Consider the following 18,079-nt stretch of genomic DNA (forward strand, 5'->3'; position numbering starts at 1 on the left):
GCGTTCCTGAGAAATTGCATTGAAGTTAAGTAGGTGCAATCGGGTAATCTCCGTTATAAGATATGGTCATTACGATGATCATTTGAGGCTGCTGATATGATGCAGTGAATTAGGGTGGTACCACGAAACTTTCGTCCCTTACTACGCAAGTAGTATGAGGATTGAGAGTTTTTTTGTTACTCTTTCACTATCATACCTAAAAAGTGGCCACTTTGTTACATTCATCGCCTTTGTTACGACAACGCGTTAATTGAGAGAAAATCGGTTTTTCGGACATGTATCTAACTATAGATTCGTGCCTAAATATAAAAGTTATAGATTATTAAGGAGGAAAGAAACCATGTTTAAAGTGTTGGTATCGGATCCAATTAGTGATTTAGGAATTCAAAAATTAATGGACGCAGAAGATGTAGTGGTTGTGAAACAAACGGGGCTTAGTGAAGATGAATTAGTAGCAATCATCGGTGAGTACGATGCATTACTCGTTCGTAGCCAGACTCGTGTAACTGAACGTATTTTAACTGCAGGAACGAATTTGAAAGCTGTAGGACGTGCAGGTGTTGGTGTTGATAATATTGATTTGGAGGCTGCGACAAAACGCGGAGTCGTAGTCATAAATGCTCCTGATGGAAACACAATCACAACTTGTGAGCACACCTTCGCCATGTTGATGGCATTGGCTCGTCATATTCCACAGGCCTATGCTAAGACAATTGGTGGTACGTGGGATCGCAAGACCTTCCTTGGCGTAGAACTTAACAACAAAACATTGGGCGTACTCGGTATGGGTCGTATCGGTAGTGAAGTTGCTAAGCGTGCGAAAGCTTTTGGAATGAATATTCTTGCTTATGATCCATTCTTGACTCAAGAACGTGCTGAGAAAATGGAAGTCACATTGGCTTCAGTGAATGATATTATTCAGAACGCAGATTTCATGACTGTCCATACACCTTTAACTCCTGAAACTCGTCATATGATTTCACGCCCTCAATTCGAAGTAATGAAAAAGGGCATGCGTATCATCAACTGTGCTCGTGGTGGAGTTATTGATGAATTGGCATTAGTAGAAGCCATTGATCAAGGTATTGTTGCAGGTGCAGCCTTTGACGTATTTGAGCATGAACCACCAGAAAGTGATCACCCTTTCTTAAGTCATCCTCTAATTATTGTTACACCTCACTTGGGAGCATCTACGATCGAAGCTCAAGAAAATGTTGCCATTGATGTATCTGAGGAAGTATTGCACATTCTACGTAACGAGCCATTCAAGAATGCTGTAAACATTCCACCTGTTGCACCAACGGTAATGAAGAAACTTCAACCTTATTTCTCTCTTGGTGAGAAACTAGGAAGCTTCGCAGCACAAATCACTACAAAAGCTGTAAGTGAAATTCATATCGACTATGCAGGCGATCTGTCTGATGTAGACACACTACCTCTTACACGTTATATCCTGAAAGGTGTTCTTTCCTATCATTTAGGTAACGAAGTGAATATTGTTAACTGTTCACACCTTGCTAAATCACGCGATATAAACATTGTCGTATCTAAAGCACCAAAAACAAAAGGTTTCACTAACCTTATATCTGTTACCCTCAAAACACAAAGTGATCAAGATCGTCTAGTAGCAGGTACACTACTTCAGGGTTATGGAGAACGTATCGTATTACTCGATAAATTCCCAGTTGATATTGCTCCTGAGGGACACCAAATCTTGATCTCACACAACGACAAACCTGGTATCATTGGACTCGTAGGTACTCTACTTGGTAAGAATGATGTCAATATTGCTTCTATGCAGGTTGGTCGTACACTCGTTGGTGGTTCTGCTCTTATGATATTAACGGTTGATAAAGCTGTACCTAAAGATGTATTAATTCAACTTGTTGCTCTTCAAGAAATTAATACAGCTCAAGAAATCATACTTAACTAGTAGTAACTTTTGCGAAATCACAAAAAAACCGTCGATCCTTTGATCGACGGTTTTTAATACATATCATACGTTCTCCACCTTATGATTCGAAATGATGTTGTTCCCAACCCATTGTTCGCCTCACCGCGTCCTGCCACACGTGATATAATTCCTCTTTTTTCGCTTCATCCATCAAGGGCTGAAACATTCTTTGTGCAGAATTAAATTGCTTTAGCTGTTCTTTACTCCATACCTCACTTACTAAACCTGCCAACAATGCAGCTCCAAGAGCTGTTGTCTCTCCATTCTCTGTGCGTGTCACCACTGTCCCAAGAATATCTGCTTGGAATTGCATTAGCAGATCATTTGAGACAGCCCCACCGTCCACACGAAGCTCTTGCAAAGGCATCCCAGCATCTTTCTCCATCGCATTTATAACATCCCTTGATTGATAAGCTAATGACTCTAGTGTTGCCCGAACAATATGATTAGAATTCGTGCCTCGCGTAAGCCCAAATATAGCTCCACGAGCATACATATCCCAATATGGTGCCCCTAACCCAGTAAAAGCTGGAACAACGACAACACCATCACTTGTAGGCACTTGAGTAGCCATCCACTCTGATTGAGCAGGTTCATCAATCCACCCTAGACCTTCCTCAAGCCATTGTATGGCAGCCCCAGCAACAAAAACACTACCTTCCAAGGCATAATACATTTCATCTCCCATACCCCATGCTACCGTGGTGAGTAGCCCATGTGAGGAGGTAACCCGTTCACTACCAGTATTCATCAGAATGAAACAACCTGTACCATAGGTATTCTTAGCACTTCCAGCCTCAAGACAAGTGTGACCAAAAAGGGCAGCTTGTTGATCACCAAGTACCGCATGTATAGGAACGGAAACACCATTTAACCATTGAGGGTCAGTCATCCCATAGAAATGACCCGACATACATATCGCAGGAAGAATACATCGAGGAATTTGTAATTCACTTAATAACTCTTCATCCCAATCTCGGGTATCTAAATTGAATAACATCGTTCTAGATGCATTAGTTACATCCGTTGCGTGCACTTGCCCCTTTGTAAGCTTCCATATCAACCATGTATCCATCGTACCTGCGAGCAACTCGCCCCTACTTGCCTTCTCCCTTGCACCCTCCACATGGTCTAGAATCCATGATATTTTGGTTGCTGAGAAGTAAGCATCTATCAATAATCCTGTCTTGTCCGTGATTAACTTCGCAAGTCCTCGTTCTTTCAAAGCCTCGCAATGTGAAGCCGTACGCCGGTCCTGCCATACGATTGCCGGATGGATAGGCTCACCGCTTGTACGATCCCAGATGAGAACGGTCTCTCTTTGATTGGTAATACCTATTGAACCTATTTGCTCAGGTTTAATTTGACCACTACGTAACGCTTCGTTGACTGCAGCCAGTTGTGATTCCCATATTTCTACACCATCATGTTCCACCCAACCAGGTTGTGGATAACTTTGTCTAATCGTTCTCTGAGCCTGTGCTACCGGTCTAGCCTGATTATCAAATACAATAGCCCTTGAACTCGTAGTCCCTTGATCAAGTGCTAATATATATTGGTTGCTCATCAAATTTCAAGCCTCCTTAATTTCTTGTGGAACATCCTCAGGAGTATCCGAATGAATGATTTCTAACTCTATTTGTTCCACGATGAACAAGATTTATCTTTCTTCTTCTACAAAAAACACCTCCAAAAGAGGTGTTTTTTAACCTTATTTCATTATTTACGGTATTCGACAGGAAGTTTTATCGTAAAAATGGTACCTTGACCCAACTCACTTGCAACTTTTACACTTCCATGATGTGCTTCAACAATACTCGTGACGATAGCTAGTCCAAGTCCAGTACCTGCTGATTCCCCACGAACGCGAGCCTTATCAGCCTTGTAGAATCGTTCAAAAATAAATGGAACGTCTTCCTTCGGTATGCCAACACCTTCATCCTTAACCTGTATTAGTACGAAGGAAGCTTGTTGCTCACCCTGAATATGCTCCGCTATAATATAGACATTTTTTCCTGTTTGTGTGTACCGGAAGGCGTTATCAAGTAAATTAGTCATCACTTGCTCTAACTTATCCTCATCTCCGGTTTGAATGACCAAGCGATCAGAACGCGCCTCATAATGAAGATGTAGACCGCAATCCTTAGAACGAACTGAGAATTTTCGATAGACTCTCTCAAGCAACTCATGAATATCTACAAAGCCCATATCCATATCAGGATGACCCGCTTCCATACGAGCTAGAACGAGCAAGTCTTTCACAAGTCTGCCCATACGAAGGGACTCATCATGGATTACTTGAATCAATTCTCGGCTTTCCTCAGGAGAAGTAGCCATACCATCTAACAACGCTTCGCTATAACCTTGCATCATTGAAAGTGGCGTTCTAATTTCATGCGACACATTCGCTACAAAATCAGTACGCATCTTCTCTAAACGAACTTCCTCAGTCACATCACGCATCACAGCCACAGCTCCACGGATATCATTATCCGAATACAGTGGTGTCATAATGACGGACCATACATCCTGCTTCACATGTACTGAGGTACTAGAATCTCCATTGCCGTTGATTGTCATATTAAATAACTCATGTAAAGGTTCTGGTACTTCTAACGACTGTGCTCCTTGATCATCTGTAGACTCATAATCCCAATCGATCGTTCGCCACATTTCAAGAACACGATGGCCTGGTGGATTCGTTAAGATAACTTTACCAGAATTATCAAAAGTAATGACAGCATCACTCATACTTCGAAGAACACTTGCTAGATGCTCTTTCTCTTGATTCAGATTACGAATGTTATCTTCAAGCTCTGCAGCCATATGATTAAATGTTGTCGCTAATGCGCCAATCTCATCACTTGTAACGACAGATAAACGCGTGCCATACTCACCTTTACGAATAGCATCCGCAGCATGAATTAATTTCTGCATGGGTTGCGTAATTCTTGAGAGGAGAAATAATCCGAAAAAAGTTGTCATCGAGAACCCGATAATGGATGTGTACGTAAATAAGCGTTTGATATCACCAGAGTTCGCAAAATTCGTATCGATATAGGGTAACAAGAACAACCCCAGTGTAATTAGAACAACAGCGACTAGACAAATGATCGTTAGCCATATTTTACCGACAAGTGTTTTCCAGAAATTCACGTTATTTCGAGACCTCTAACTTATAACCTACACCCCATACTGTCGTAATCATCGTCGCTGACTCTGGAGATACTTTATTTAATTTCTCTCTTAAACGTTTAACATGAGTATCTACGGTACGTAAATCTCCGAAAAACTCATAATTCCATACATCTTTTAAAAGTTCTTCTCTTGAGAACACTTTGTCAGGAGAAATGGCCAAATAATGCAACAACTCATATTCTTTAGGTGTAAGACTGACTTCTTCACCACTCGCCGTAACACGATGTGCATCATGTTCGATAACCAAATGAGGAAATACAATATCGTTACTTGAGTTCCCTTCCTTGGATAAATACGAAGTCGTGGAAGAACGCCTTAAAATCGCTTTAACGCGATAAATGACTTCTCGTGGACTAAATGGTTTCACCACATAATCATCTGCTCCCACTTCAAAACCTTGTACTCGATTAATTTCTTCTCCTTTTGCCGTAAGCATTAGGATTGGAGTCGATTTCACTTGTCTTAGACGTGTGCAGACTTCTACGCCATCCATACCTGGAAGCATAAGATCCAATATGACTAAGCCATAATCATTAGATGTGGCTTTCTGAAGAGCAATTTCTCCATCTTCAGCTTCATCTATCACATATCCTTCTTTTTCCAAGTACATTTTAAGTAAACGTCTAATTCTTTCTTCATCATCCACGATCAAAATCCGATTCAATTCCTCTGACATCCTCAACAACCCCTTAATTATCCTACGTAGGACCCGTGAAAGCCCGATTCTCGGATAGATAGACTATGTATTACTTAAAATAGTTCTTCTAAAATCCAATTATAACGAAAATCCGTTTCAACATTCAACATCAAATGTGAAACGGATTGTCGAATTAGACATAATTTGTAACTTCAACTTAATTTGTGCCCGCATAAGAGTGTAGACCCGCTATAACTAAATTCACACCAACGAGTGTAAACATAACAATCATAAATCCAAGAACTGCAAGCCAAGCAGATTTCTTGCCTTGCCACCCTCGAGACAATCTCAAATGTAAATATACACTATAGAATAACCAAGTGATAAGTGCCCATACCTCTTTCGGATCCCAGCCCCAGAAACGTCCCCATGCAATTTGAGCCCACATCATTGCAAATATAAGTGCTCCTAAAGTGAATATGGGGAAACCTATCGCGATCGTTCGATACGTAATTTCGTCAAGATCATCTGCATCAAGTCCTTTTAACAAAGGATGTATGGCTCTACCAAGCGGTTTACGAAGGATAAGACGAATAAGTGCATAAAGAATGAGTCCTGCTAATACCGACCAAATAATCGTATTTAACTTCCTACCTGCATTAATACCAACCATCCAAGATGGAGCCTCAAATAAAGGTTTATCGATACCTAAGAAGGACTGGAAGCTCTCTACCTCACTTTGGTAAGGCGCGACGATTGGTGGTAGATTATATTCGACCCGTGCAATCGTCTTGTCCCCTTGAGCATTTACAGCCTGTTCTTGTGTGAACACAGATTCATATCCACCTACACGGAATGCATAGACTGATGCAATGAAGCCAATAACAACTACGATAGAAAGAAGCGTGAACTCCACACCCCGTTGTTGTCGTCGATCACTTTTGTTCTTGCTATTGAAATCTACTGTACGTAGTAGATACATAAATCCACCAGCAAAACCAATCGCAAAGAATGATTCACCTAATGCTGCCATTGTTACATGAACTTGCAACCACCACGATTGTAGTGAAGGAATTAGTGGTTGAGCCTCTTGTGGGAAAACAGCAGCATAAGCCATTATAATAATAGCTATCGGAACAGCAAATAGTCCCAAAAGCGTCTTTCTGTAGATGATAAATATAACTGTGAATGCAATCATAATCATCATGGACAACGTACTCATAAACTCAAACATATTACTAACCGGAATATGTCCTGCACCAGACCACCGGGTGAAGAAATAAATCAAATGTGCTACTAGTCCTAGCGTGGATACCAAGAATGAGACCTTGCCCCATTTCTTCATGTGTTGATCGGGATCACGATTTCTCCAAACGCGTCCCATGACGGCTACGCCATATAAAATGAATGCAACACCGTAGACCAAGAACGCAATCGTGAAAAACATACTACTGAAATCTAATAAAGTCATACTTGGTTTCCTCCGTTATCTAGCGACTTTTCGTCCACTTCTATATTCACTTTTTGTAATATGACTGTTATTTCTTTCCGGATACCGAACCAGTTCTTATTCGTATGAGCCGCTAGCGTCAATGCTCCCTCATCAATACGGATCCATATCCGACGATGTTGCCAGTAGAATCCAAAGACAAGACCCAGCATACCGATAGCTGAACCCAACCATACAAATGGCATAACTTTATCCACCCGAATGTTCAAATAAGAAGTAGACATAGAAAAGTCAACATTATTCATTCCTTGGACATCTAATTCGAACAAATTATTTGTGCCCGCTAACTTCTCATTAATGATGTCTTGTTGAAATCGTTGTTTATCAATTTGTTTAGGGAAATAAAAGTACTGTACGCCCTGAACCGGTAAATTAGGCCCCTTGATCAAAAACAGAAATGATGGTGCATTTGGGTTAGGTGATATAGAAACAGGCTCTCCTAGATCATTCATACCAAAATCCATATACTTTTCTACTAGATTAAGCGTGTACTCTCCCACTTGATATGAACGTTCAGGGTTTCGAATATCTAACTTGAACTCGCCAATATTCTTTCCTGTCTTTTTCTCAATTAAAGCTGGTGTAACCGATCTCAAAATCGGGTTTGTGTCATAATCAAACTGATATGCCTTAAGCCCCTTATAATTTAAAGGATCATTGACCTCAATAGGATGACTATCCACTTCAACTAACTTAGGTTCCTTAGAAGGATCCTTACAATCTGCCGTACATTCATAAAGTGTAGCTTGGGTTCGAAATAGCTTTGGAAGTATCTTCCCTTTCCCCTTAAACTCCTCCGGGAGGTCATCTTCCGTATAGTACTCTACTGTAAATTTCTCATTCTTCAAAAAGTAAGATGTATTGGGAATCGGCTTAATTTCCCCTTCAGGAAAAGCCAAATGCTGGTCCATATTTAAACCAGGAAGTCCCCGTGCAAGTACGGCCAGCAAGAAAATGATCAATCCAATATGAAGGATATAAGGCCCCCAACGACTGAATCGATATTTCTCGGCAAGTAGTGCACTTCCATCTGTATGTACTCGGTAACCCTTTTTTTTGAGTGCTGGTACTATGTTGTTAATCCAAATTCCCTCATCGTCATTTACTCTTGTCTGATATACGACTTTCTGACGTGTCAGGAACTGCAAATGTTTGCGAATCTTTCGTTTCGAGAGTGCCTTATATAGGGGCAATACACGATCCAGACTACAAATCACAAGCGATGCTCCAATCATCACAAGAAGTAGCACAAACCACCATGACTCATACGTGTGTGACAACCCTAACTTATAATAAATGCTACCCGCTGTCCCATATGTTTCAGGATAATATGTCGCAGCATCAATGTTCAAGAACGTACTCTCTTGGGGAAATATCGTTCCTAGCATTGAGCCAACTAACGTGAATATAATCATATATACAGCAATCTTTACTGAGCTAAAAAAATTCCAAACGCGATCAATAATGTTAGGAGCACTACGTTGTGAGCGACGGGCCATCCCGTCATATCTCATCTCTAATAATTTGTCAGACTCTTGATCTTCCTTACTTATAGGCTTACCACAAGCTTCACATAGCACCGTTCCTACTGGGTTCTGATGTCCACATTCACACTTTGTATTCTGAAAAGATAATATTTCTGGAATCATTGATTACTCACCAACTGTTCAATTTCATAATCTAAGGCACTTAAATCAAGTTCCCCTAAATGAATTTTGTTTATTTTTCCATTTGCTGAAACAAAAAATGTTGTCGGTAATGGTGAGACCCCATAGCTTTGGATGGCCTCTTTGTTCGGATCTAACAGGATTTGAAAGCTAATATTCGCCTGTTTCGCGAAATTATCAACTGACATAATATCTTCACCTGCATTAATACCTATAACAACCACATCCTTGTCCTTCCACTTCTCCGATTGTGCTTGAAGTGCAGGCATCTCTTTGACACAAGGCTTACACCATGTCCCCCAGAAATTGATAACCATTGCCTTGCCTTTGTATTCATCAAGGTTATGAACGTTACCGTCCAATCCTAAAAGATTAAAGGAGGGTACCTTATCTCCAACTTCAGGTTTGCCACCCGATCCATAAACGTTAGAGATAATGGCATACCCTCCTAGAAAGACAATCATAAGCAAAATAACGATCTGGACTTTTTTTCTGGATTTTCCCAATTTCAAAGCCTCCCTCTATGACAATAGTCATAATAAATTCACGCAGTGTGAACATCCTATGAACAATTATAACGACTTTTGTCATAAATATAGCAGAAGATTTTGAAATTTATGTGACTTACAATTTATTTTCTTGGTAATTTAGGGGATTTAGCCAATTTAATTAGATCTTCAACTTCATTTTTCGTTAAATGGCGGAATAATCCTCGCTTAAGGTTCTGTAGCAAAAGTTCACCAAAAGAGATTCTCTTCAATTTAATTACGGGATGCGAAATCGCTTCAAACATTCTTCGCACTTGGCGGTTACGCCCTTCATGAATCGTAATGGAGATCGTTGCTTCATTCTTTGCAGTATCGATATCCTTGTATTCAACATCAGCTGGAGCTGTCATTCCATCGTCGAGCATGATTCCTTGCTTCAACTTGTCCAGTTCGGTACCGTGAGGCACCCCTTTCACTGTCGCCATATATGTTTTTGGCACATGGTGTTTGGGATGCGTAAGAAGATTCGCGAACTCTCCATCATTGGTTAGAAGAAGTAAACCCTCCGTGTCATAATCAAGTCTTCCCACGGGATACACTCGTTCTTTAATGTCTCTTAAATAATCGGAAACAATCTTACGGCCTTCAGGGTCAGATGCACTCGTAATAACCCCTTTAGGTTTGTTCATAACAAGATAAACCTTCTTCTCATTACGAATAGGTCGACCACTTACCGTAATGATATCTTGGTCGGGGTCCGCTTTTGTTCCTAGTGTAGTTACGACCTCCCCGTTAACTTCCACCTTACCTGCTACGATTAAATCCTCGCATTTACGTCGAGAAGCAATCCCAGCTTGTGCCAATATTTTCTGTAATCTTTCCATTTTCGATAATTCACCTCATGCTAATGATACCCATCAGCAGGATAAATCACAAGTTCATTCCACGGAAAATGTGAACCTGGGCAAACCTGGGAATGGGGATGAAGATATAGAGGGGAGATTTCATAAAGTTTGGAGAGCTCCATAATCAGTTTACTGGCTGTAAAAAGTTGTTGTTTCGCTCTTGCCGACATCAGTTCATATTGTTGATTGAAATGACCTTCAAGACAGATATGAATATATTCATGATCGGATAGAACTGGGGCAACGATGATTGAAGAGTCAGAACTTATCCAGAAATCGTACTCTTTCTTGTAAATCGAGGAACAGGCAGAGTGATGAATCATAAAACCTTCATATGGCATATAGTCACCTCATTCTAGAGCCGGTTGGCTTGTATAGAATATGAAGGATACATCCTATTGGTATAGGCAATCACATAGGAGCTATGTATTTTTATTATTCAAGTTATCCAAAGAAAATCAGACATACTGCTATCGCCGCAACAAAACCGACCGCATCAGAAAATAATCCAACCTTTAGCGCATATCGTCCATTACGAATACCCACAGCTCCCATATATACAGTAAGGACATATAACGTCGTGTCTGTACTTCCCTGTATTGTAGATGCCATTCGCCCGATCATAGAATCAGGTCCGTATTCTCGAATTAAATCCGTTGCGAAAGCAAGTGACCCTGTTCCGGTTAATGGACGAAGAAGTCCTAAAGGAAGGATTTCGCTCGGAACACCTAAAGAAGTAAGGAAGGAACCTGTCCAACCGACAAAGAAATCAAGCGCACCCGATGCACGAAATATACTTATTGCTACCATCATGCCCACAAGATGTGGAATGATTTGAATCGCAGTCGAGAATCCGTCTTTGGCTCCATCAATAAAAGATTCATAGACGGGTACTTTTTTAGTGAAAGCAAACAAGGGGATAAAGACGATAATAATCGGTATCGCCCAAATAGAGATCAGATTAATGAGTGCATACACAAAGTATCATCCTTTCAGGCTAGGCTTAGAAGAGATGCTTGTCGCAGGTGGTGTATGATCTTTATGTAGATTCCATCTCCTGCACCAACGATCTGCCAAGATAGCAGCCATTGTCGCAATGGCTGTAGCTACCAAGGTAGTTCCGACAATCTCAGTCGGGCTAGCTGAATTGTAATTAATTCGAATTGCGATAAGTGTTGTTGGAATAAGGGTAACACTCGCAGTATTAAGAGCAAGCAATGTGCACATGGCAGGGCTTGCTACTTCTTTATCGGGATTAAGGGTTTGAAGTTCCTGCATCGCTTTAATGCCCATTGGTGTTGCTGCATTACCTAACCCAAGCAGATTCGCACTCATATTTGATAGAATATATCCGATCGCGGGATGATCTCGTGGGACATCAGGAAATAAGTAACGAACGATGGGACCTAATAGCTTTGCAATTTTTTTAAGAAGTCCAGAGTCTTCCGCGATTCGCATCATACCCATCCAGAATACAAGCACACTGATGAGTCCGAAACAAACAGTAACACCTGTCTTTGCACCATCAAATGCTGCTGTCGTAACCGACTCAATATTTCCAGTTATAGCCGCAAATACGAAGCCAATGACAATTAATGCAAACCAGATCACATTGATCATCCTTATTACCTCCCAACTTTTTCGATATTCATTCACCCGTTCTTCTATACAACCAACATTTCTTTTAACACCTTTCCAAATACAGACAACCAGACACTGCTAGGCTTACCGTCATCATGTTCTTGTTGTTTCATGTCTTTGGTTGGATTTGGTTGACCTGGAAGAAGACTTCCTGGAGAATAGACAGGTACTTTACCTATCGTTATCCCATCATGAATGAGCTCAATCCTACCCTTAAGTCCAAAAGAAATATCCACACCCGCTTCTACTGGTTTCAGTAACACAAGGCGTTTGGTAATGGCAGACTCTTCACCTATCGCTACCGGATATGAGAATGACTGACTTGTCACAAGTTCCTGCCCTTCAACCTTCTGTCCTCGCTCTATTAAGTGTACTAGTGGAAAATAAGCGAAGCCATAGTCAAGCATTTTCCCATGATCATTCCAGTCATCACCATCGTTAATTGTGACACTTACAAGCTGCTGTCCATTTCTTGTCGCAGAACTAACAAGGCAACGAAAAGCTTTTTTGGTATATCCAGTTTTCACACCATCTGCACCATCATAAAAACGCAACATTTTATTCTTGTTATCCCATTTGTAATCCCATGCTTCATTAGGATTTGGGACTTTTTTTACAGGCGTCTTAACAATTTCCTTGAACATTGGGTTATGCATAGCATATGCAGTCATCGTTGCTAAATCGTTTGCGGAAGAATAATGTCCTTCAGCATCCAATCCATGCGGATTCATGAAATGAGTATGCTTTAATCCTAATTCTTCAGCTTTGGCATTCATTAAATAGACGAATCCCTCTTCAGAACCTCCAACATGTTCCGCAATAGCTGTAGCTGCATCATTTCCAGAACGTAACATGAGTCCATACAACATATTCTCCAGACCCATCTGCTCACCCAATTTTAAGTATATAGACGAGCCTTCTTTCGCATATGCATTTTTGCTAACCTTAACTGGCTTGTTCATCTGTCCATATTCAATAGCAACAATAGCTGTCATGATTTTAGTTAAGCTAGCGATTCGAAGCTCATCATCACCATGCTTAGCAAATAGCACACGACCTGAAGTAACATCCATTAATGAGGCTGCTTGAGCATGCGTTGAAACACCATTCTGTACTTCTCTCGCATAAGTAGGTCCAGCAACAAAAATGGATACACATAGACATATCATTAGAACGATCTTGAATTTATTGTTATTGTTCATGTTTTCTTGTCCTCCAGCGAAATTCTTCTTGGGGTTCTAGTACAAGTATATGCTTAGCTATAAACAGGTATGTCCACCGTTTCACTCATAACATTTATGGAAACGAAAACCCCCTTCCATTTTTGTGGAAGGGGGTTCATCTTCTTCAAAAAACAGGCTTAGCTGATTATTCCCCCAGCAGGTGCAGTTGTAGAAGAACCATTTGAATTATTTGGTTTGCTGAAATTTTTCTGACACATCTCTTGAATCTTTTCCATCACATACGGTACGGTATCGATCATTTTTTCATAAATATGTGTCTGACAATCAAGTGGTAAGATATATACGCCATCTTTACCAACTACAAGAAAAGCGATAGGACGAATGGATACTCCACCACCCGTACCTCCTCCAAAAGGGAGTGTTTTTTTATCTTGTTGATCATTTGAACCAGAATTCTTAGTCGAGCTCTCTACACGAAAATCACTACCACCAGCCGCAAATCCGAAAGTTACTTTGCTAATAGGCAGAATCACACTACCATCAGGTGTCTGAACAGGATCACCTACGATCGTGTTCACATCCACCATTCCCTTAATGTTCTCCATTGCCGTCTGCATTAGCCCTTGAATAGGATGATCAGACATGTTTTTTTCCTCCTTAGTGCGATAATAATAAGGACTTTCCTTCGCTTTTTGTATTATGCGCATTTCCAAAGAGGAGTATGTACAGATCAACATAAAACTATTGCAACTAACCTACCCCGAATATGTACTTCCTTGTGTTTTATTACTTCCTATTGGCATTAATGCTTAAATAAGAGAACCTTCCATCTTTTCACTCCTCCTTTAATCTTCAGCACGCGAACGAAGAGAACTAATCCCGCATATAATGCGTACCCCAACGTGATGTGAGCGGTACAAGAGATTTCCGTGGAGAATTGAGGGTTATCTTCAAAAACAGGAACAACAACCAATTGAGGGTGATTTTTCAGGCGAACTTGATAGGATAACCACCCGATAATGAATGTCTTTACACTCCATACGAGCCCTGTAGCAACTGCAGTGCTGGCAGCATCTCCAACACTGAATTGCGTAGACCACGTCAGCTTTACGATAGACAGTCGAGATAACGTACGTTTCATCCATATTTTAAATGATTCCGTCGCAGCGAGAATTTCATGAATCTCTCTCATCCAGAAGTCGATTTTCCGTCGATTCACTTGTGTTTCGCTATCTTCCTTTCTGGATGCACCCATACCGACATTTTTTCGTTTCTTGACTTTGACGGTTAACCCTTTCTCCATATTCTCAAATTTCAACATCGGTAAGTCATAGTCATACCGGATCAACCCATATAACATCGTTATATGGAATACCACTTCATCGTTCTTCCCATACTTACTCAGCCTAATGTCCATATTAATCTTAGATAAGAGGACAGTAATAACGAGCAGCACAAGAACAAATACAATTATTATTAAAATCCACACATGTAAACCCCCGTTACCTGTTTGAAATTAAACGTCTGTTCTTAGTATGGCAACTAAACTTGGAAAAAATTCGGCAAAGAAGATAAACATAACAAAAACCGCCATTTCTATAAGAAATGACGGCTGTGGTATGAATGATAATAGCATTTATTATTCTTTGACATCATCGATTGTCAGTTGACGTCCATCGAGACGATCAAAGAGCATTTGAGTCTCTTCTTCAAGGTTATCCTTGTTCTCGAAAAGAGAAGGTTCCGGTAAATCCTTAAGGGCTGCAAGTCCAAAATAATCTAAGAATGCTTTCGTTGTACCATAGAGGATAGGGCGGCCAATCGCTTCTGCACGACCTTTCTCTTCTATAAGATCTTTATTAACTAATGTATGAATCGCTCGTTCTGACTTGACCCCTCGAATCTCTTCGATCTCTACGCGAGTGATGGGTTGCCTATAAGCTACAATAGACAACGTCTCAAGCGCTGCCTGTGATAATGTTGCGCGAGATGGTGAATAGGCTAATCGTTCGAAATAAGTAGCATGTTCTTGATGTGTAGCTAACTGGTAGCTGCCTGCGATCAGGATGATTTGAAGTCCACGTTGTTGACTTACGAAATCTACTTTCATCTCTTCTAGTGCATCACTGACTAACTCGTTCCGTTGCTCTACAATTTCTGCAATCTGTTTTACACTGAGTCCTTCATCTCCTGCTAGAAATAGCAGTCCTTCAATAATCGATTTCAACATCGGGTATTCCATGTAATTCTTCTTCTCCTCTCCATTCCATGACAATGTCATCGAACAGTCTTTCTTGATAACATACAATTTGCTTCATTTTCATTAACTCTAGAATAGCAAGAAATGTCACTACGATCTCTTGGCGAACCATATCCTCATGTAGTAGCTTCGAGAACAGTACTTTCCCGCCTTTTCCTCCCCGTTTCAGAGCTTCCACAACATCTCTTATTCGATCTTTGACAGATATTTCATCTCTATGAATTCGAGCATAGGAATTTCGCTTGACTACTTTACGTAATGCTTTCTGAAAAGCCGCGACTAAATCTACGGTATGAAGTCCTTGAACAGGATTCTCAGATGCGGTAGGCATCCATGAAGCCAAATCTTCTGGTTCTTTGGAGAAAATCAGGCTTCTTTCCCATTCGCGTTCATGAAGATGTTGAGCAATCCCTTTGTATTTACGGTATTCTATGAGCTTTTGCACCAAATCCATCCGAGGATCATAATCATCCTCTTCATAGAAATCGAAATCATCGATCTCAATGATCGGTGGTTTAGGAAGCAACAGCTTGCTCTTAATGGATAACAACGTAGCTGCCATCACAAGAAATTCGCTCGTAACTTCCAGTTCGAGTTCCTGCATATTCTGCAAATAAACCATATACTGTTCCGTAATCTCAGTGACGGGGATATCCTGGATGTTGATTTCCGCTTTATCTATTAAATGTAGTAGCAGATCCAGCGGACCTTCAAATGTTTCCAGTTTATATTGTACAGACACGATAAATCCTCCCGCCAGAAATAATAAAAATGTAGTATCCAATAAAAAGGATACTACATTAAATAAGCACTATTTAAACAGTTTCGTCAAGCTTGCCATTTCAATTGCCGAAATTGCCGAATCATATCCTTTATTTCCTGCCTTCGTTCCAGCACGCTCAATGGCCTGTTCAATGTTCTCCGTCGTGACGACTCCAAATATAACGGGAATGCCACTCTTCAGATTAATCGCTGATACGCCTTTAGCTACTTCATTGCACACATAGTCATAATGGGAAGTCGAACCACGGATAACTGTGCCTAACGTAATAATAGCGTCATACTTACCACTCTCAGCCATTTTCTGAGCAATTAGTGGAATTTCAAAAGCTCCTGGCACCCAAGCTACAGCAACTTCATCTTCCTGAACCCCATGACGTTTCAGAGCATCCAGTGCACCGTTAAGTAATTTACTTGTTATGAATTCATTAAAACGACCTACAACAATGCCATACTTCAATCCCTCGGATACTAAATTACCTTCAAAATATTGTGTCATAATCAATCATCTACCTCTCATATGTTATTATTTGTTCGAATCTTCATTCTGTTCGATATCATCAAACTTCATTAAATGACCAAGCTTAGCCTGTTTGGTATGCAAATAACGACTATTATCTTCGTTCTCTTGGATTTGAATAGGTACCCGCTCTACGACTTCTAATCCGTATCCTTCTAGCCCCTTAATCTTGCGTGGGTTATTCGTAAGAAGCTTAATCTGACGAATGCCAAGATCTTTTAGAATCTGAGCACCAATGCCATAATCTCGCAGATCTGCTGCAAAACCCAATTTTAAATTGGCATCTACCGTGTCCAGCCCCTCTTCTTGCAATTTATAAGCTTTCAGTTTATTAATTAGACCAATGCCGCGACCCTCTTGACGCATATAGAGTAGAACACCACTCCCAGCTTCATCGATCTGTCGAAGTGCCGCAGCAAATTGCGGGCCGCAATCACATCGGTGGGAGTGAAATACATCCCCTGTCAGACATTCAGAGTGAACGCGCACAAGTAATGGTTTATTTGGGTCAATCTCTCCTTTAACCAAGGCAAGATGTTCCTTGTCATCTACTTCATTCGTATAGGCAATCACTTGAAACTCTCCGAAATCCGTTGGCATACGCACCGAGACTTCACGATTAACTAATCTTTCCTTTTCATTACGATAATGAATTAAATCTTTAATACTGATTAGCTTTAAGTTGTGTATACGAGATATTTCGAACAGATCAGGCAGCCGTGCCATCGTTCCATCTTCTTTAATGATCTCACAAATAACTGCTGCGGGATAAGAACCACACATCCGAGCCAAATCAACAGCTGCCTCTGTATGACCTGCCCGACGAAGGATTCCACCCTTCTTGGCAATAAGCGGGAACATATGACCTGGTCTGCGAAAATCACTACTCGTTGCATTAGGGTCCATGATTGCCTTAATGGTCAAAGAGCGTTCGTATGCGGAAATACCCGTTGTTGTGTCCTTATGATCAATCGATACCGTAAAAGCAGTACCGTGATTATCCGTATTATGAGCGACCATAGGTCTTAGATCCAGCTCATCTGCTCTCTCTTGGGTGATAGGTAAACAAACCAATCCCCGACCTTGCGTTATCATGAAGTTAATAACCTCTGGGCTCGCTTTATCAGCTAGCGCTATGAAATCTCCTTCATTCTCTCTATCCTCATCATCGACGACGATTATTACCTTACCACGCATCAAATCATATATGGCTTCTTCAATAGGATCAAAAATGATTTCTTTCTCCATGATCGTTTCCTCCTAAAAGTTTTGGAGCATTACTTCTTAGAACTACTTCGTCAAAACTTGCTTCGGAAACATATGCTTAGTTTTAGA

Annotated in this window: 18 protein-coding genes and 1 other annotated feature (1 of these 19 running past the window's edge); of the genes, 1 reads left to right on the forward strand and 17 read right to left on the reverse strand. The window is 40.7% G+C overall.

The features are described 5' to 3' along the window. Nucleotides 1-142 (forward strand) — a binding site (T-box leader) (it extends 85 nt beyond the left edge of the window). Between the two features lie 198 nt (nucleotides 143-340). Further along, a complete protein-coding gene (gene serA / locus PBAT_RS09830; protein WP_068648992.1) occupies nucleotides 341-1,933 on the forward strand; it encodes a phosphoglycerate dehydrogenase in 1,593 nt (530 codons plus the stop codon). 79 nt (nucleotides 1,934-2,012) lie between these two features. Here serA and glpK read toward each other — a convergent pair whose 3' ends face one another. The 17 genes from glpK to PBAT_RS09915 form a co-directional block, all read right to left on the reverse strand. Continuing rightward, nucleotides 2,013-3,521, reverse strand: a complete 1,509-nt coding sequence (glpK, locus tag PBAT_RS09835; protein WP_068648994.1) for a glycerol kinase GlpK — start codon at nucleotides 3,519-3,521, stop codon at nucleotides 2,013-2,015. A gap of 152 nt (nucleotides 3,522-3,673) precedes the next feature. Further along, nucleotides 3,674-5,110: an ATP-binding protein gene (locus PBAT_RS09840; RefSeq protein WP_068648996.1), complete on the reverse strand. Its 1,437-nt coding sequence runs from the start codon at nucleotides 5,108-5,110 to the stop codon at nucleotides 3,674-3,676. Between the two features lies 1 nt (nucleotide 5,111). Further along, the gene (locus PBAT_RS09845; RefSeq protein WP_068598488.1) at nucleotides 5,112-5,828 is read right to left on the reverse strand and encodes a response regulator transcription factor; all 717 of its coding nucleotides are present in this window, start codon (nucleotides 5,826-5,828) and stop codon (nucleotides 5,112-5,114) included. A 178-nt stretch (nucleotides 5,829-6,006) separates the two neighbouring features. Further along, on the reverse strand, nucleotides 6,007-7,260 hold the full coding sequence (ccsA, locus tag PBAT_RS09850) for a cytochrome c biogenesis protein CcsA (RefSeq protein WP_068648998.1): 1,254 nt from the start codon (nucleotides 7,258-7,260) through the stop codon (nucleotides 6,007-6,009). Next, complete coding sequence (resB, locus tag PBAT_RS09855) at nucleotides 7,257-8,948, reverse strand: cytochrome c biogenesis protein ResB (protein ID WP_068649001.1); 1,692 nt, start codon at nucleotides 8,946-8,948, stop codon at nucleotides 7,257-7,259. Before resB ends, ccsA begins: the two co-directional genes overlap by 4 nt. Next, the gene (locus PBAT_RS09860; protein ID WP_068649003.1) at nucleotides 8,945-9,472 is read right to left on the reverse strand and encodes a redoxin domain-containing protein; all 528 of its coding nucleotides are present in this window, start codon (nucleotides 9,470-9,472) and stop codon (nucleotides 8,945-8,947) included. The genes resB and PBAT_RS09860 overlap by 4 nt, the downstream gene beginning before the upstream one ends. A 125-nt stretch (nucleotides 9,473-9,597) precedes the next feature. Continuing rightward, complete coding sequence (locus PBAT_RS09865; RefSeq protein WP_068649005.1) at nucleotides 9,598-10,338, reverse strand: pseudouridine synthase; 741 nt, start codon at nucleotides 10,336-10,338, stop codon at nucleotides 9,598-9,600. A gap of 20 nt (nucleotides 10,339-10,358) precedes the next feature. Beyond that, on the reverse strand, nucleotides 10,359-10,700 hold the full coding sequence (locus tag PBAT_RS09870; protein ID WP_068649007.1) for a hypothetical protein: 342 nt from the start codon (nucleotides 10,698-10,700) through the stop codon (nucleotides 10,359-10,361). Between the two features lie 103 nt (nucleotides 10,701-10,803). Further along, complete coding sequence (locus PBAT_RS09875; protein ID WP_068649009.1) at nucleotides 10,804-11,337, reverse strand: spore maturation protein; 534 nt, start codon at nucleotides 11,335-11,337, stop codon at nucleotides 10,804-10,806. Between the two features lie 6 nt (nucleotides 11,338-11,343). Next, entirely contained in the window at nucleotides 11,344-11,979 is a 636-nt protein-coding gene (locus PBAT_RS09880) for a nucleoside recognition domain-containing protein (RefSeq protein ID WP_068649011.1), read from the reverse strand. Nucleotides 11,980-12,023: 44 nt separating this feature from the next. Beyond that, complete coding sequence (locus PBAT_RS09885; RefSeq protein ID WP_068649013.1) at nucleotides 12,024-13,202, reverse strand: D-alanyl-D-alanine carboxypeptidase family protein; 1,179 nt, start codon at nucleotides 13,200-13,202, stop codon at nucleotides 12,024-12,026. A gap of 158 nt (nucleotides 13,203-13,360) precedes the next feature. Continuing rightward, nucleotides 13,361-13,828, reverse strand: a complete 468-nt coding sequence (gene ytfJ, locus PBAT_RS09890; RefSeq protein ID WP_068649015.1) for a GerW family sporulation protein — start codon at nucleotides 13,826-13,828, stop codon at nucleotides 13,361-13,363. Between the two features lie 158 nt (nucleotides 13,829-13,986). Then, complete coding sequence (locus PBAT_RS09895) at nucleotides 13,987-14,673, reverse strand: DUF2953 domain-containing protein (protein ID WP_068649016.1); 687 nt, start codon at nucleotides 14,671-14,673, stop codon at nucleotides 13,987-13,989. Nucleotides 14,674-14,823: 150 nt separating this feature from the next. Continuing rightward, the gene (gene scpB / locus PBAT_RS09900) at nucleotides 14,824-15,426 is read right to left on the reverse strand and encodes an SMC-Scp complex subunit ScpB (protein WP_068649018.1); all 603 of its coding nucleotides are present in this window, start codon (nucleotides 15,424-15,426) and stop codon (nucleotides 14,824-14,826) included. After that, nucleotides 15,395-16,189, reverse strand: coding sequence for a segregation/condensation protein A (locus PBAT_RS09905; protein WP_246169221.1), 795 nt, complete (start codon nucleotides 16,187-16,189; stop codon nucleotides 15,395-15,397). Before PBAT_RS09905 ends, scpB begins: the two co-directional genes overlap by 32 nt. A 66-nt stretch (nucleotides 16,190-16,255) precedes the next feature. Beyond that, the gene (ribH, locus tag PBAT_RS09910; RefSeq protein ID WP_068649088.1) at nucleotides 16,256-16,723 is read right to left on the reverse strand and encodes a 6,7-dimethyl-8-ribityllumazine synthase; all 468 of its coding nucleotides are present in this window, start codon (nucleotides 16,721-16,723) and stop codon (nucleotides 16,256-16,258) included. 27 nt (nucleotides 16,724-16,750) lie between these two features. Further along, nucleotides 16,751-17,992, reverse strand: coding sequence for a bifunctional 3,4-dihydroxy-2-butanone-4-phosphate synthase/GTP cyclohydrolase II (locus PBAT_RS09915; RefSeq protein ID WP_068649022.1), 1,242 nt, complete (start codon nucleotides 17,990-17,992; stop codon nucleotides 16,751-16,753). Nucleotides 17,993-18,079: the final 87 nt, after the last annotated feature.

It is taken from the genome of Paenibacillus antarcticus, from assembly GCF_001637225.1.
Classification (GTDB): Bacteria; Bacillota; Bacilli; order Paenibacillales; family Paenibacillaceae; genus Paenibacillus_AQ; species Paenibacillus_AQ antarcticus.

Coding starts and splice junctions, on each gene's coding strand:
- PBAT_RS09915 (WP_068649022.1), bottom strand. CDS start 17,992: ATGGAGAAAGAAATCATTTTTGATCCTATTGAAGAAGCCATATATGAT.
- PBAT_RS09865 (WP_068649005.1), bottom strand. CDS start 10,338: ATGGAAAGATTACAGAAAATATTGGCACAAGCTGGGATTGCTTCTCGA.
- scpB (WP_068649018.1), bottom strand. CDS start 15,426: ATGGAATACCCGATGTTGAAATCGATTATTGAAGGACTGCTATTTCTA.
- PBAT_RS09845 (WP_068598488.1), bottom strand. CDS start 5,828: ATGTCAGAGGAATTGAATCGGATTTTGATCGTGGATGATGAAGAAAGA.
- PBAT_RS09885 (WP_068649013.1), bottom strand. CDS start 13,202: ATGAACAATAACAATAAATTCAAGATCGTTCTAATGATATGTCTATGT.
- PBAT_RS09870 (WP_068649007.1), bottom strand. CDS start 10,700: ATGCCATATGAAGGTTTTATGATTCATCACTCTGCCTGTTCCTCGATT.
- PBAT_RS09880 (WP_068649011.1), bottom strand. CDS start 11,979: ATGATCAATGTGATCTGGTTTGCATTAATTGTCATTGGCTTCGTATTT.
- resB (WP_068649001.1), bottom strand. CDS start 8,948: ATGATTCCAGAAATATTATCTTTTCAGAATACAAAGTGTGAATGTGGA.
- ccsA (WP_068648998.1), bottom strand. CDS start 7,260: ATGACTTTATTAGATTTCAGTAGTATGTTTTTCACGATTGCGTTCTTG.
- ribH (WP_068649088.1), bottom strand. CDS start 16,723: ATGACACAATATTTTGAAGGTAATTTAGTATCCGAGGGATTGAAGTAT.
- glpK (WP_068648994.1), bottom strand. CDS start 3,521: ATGAGCAACCAATATATATTAGCACTTGATCAAGGGACTACGAGTTCA.
- ytfJ (WP_068649015.1), bottom strand. CDS start 13,828: ATGTCTGATCATCCTATTCAAGGGCTAATGCAGACGGCAATGGAGAAC.
- serA (WP_068648992.1), top strand. CDS start 341: ATGTTTAAAGTGTTGGTATCGGATCCAATTAGTGATTTAGGAATTCAA.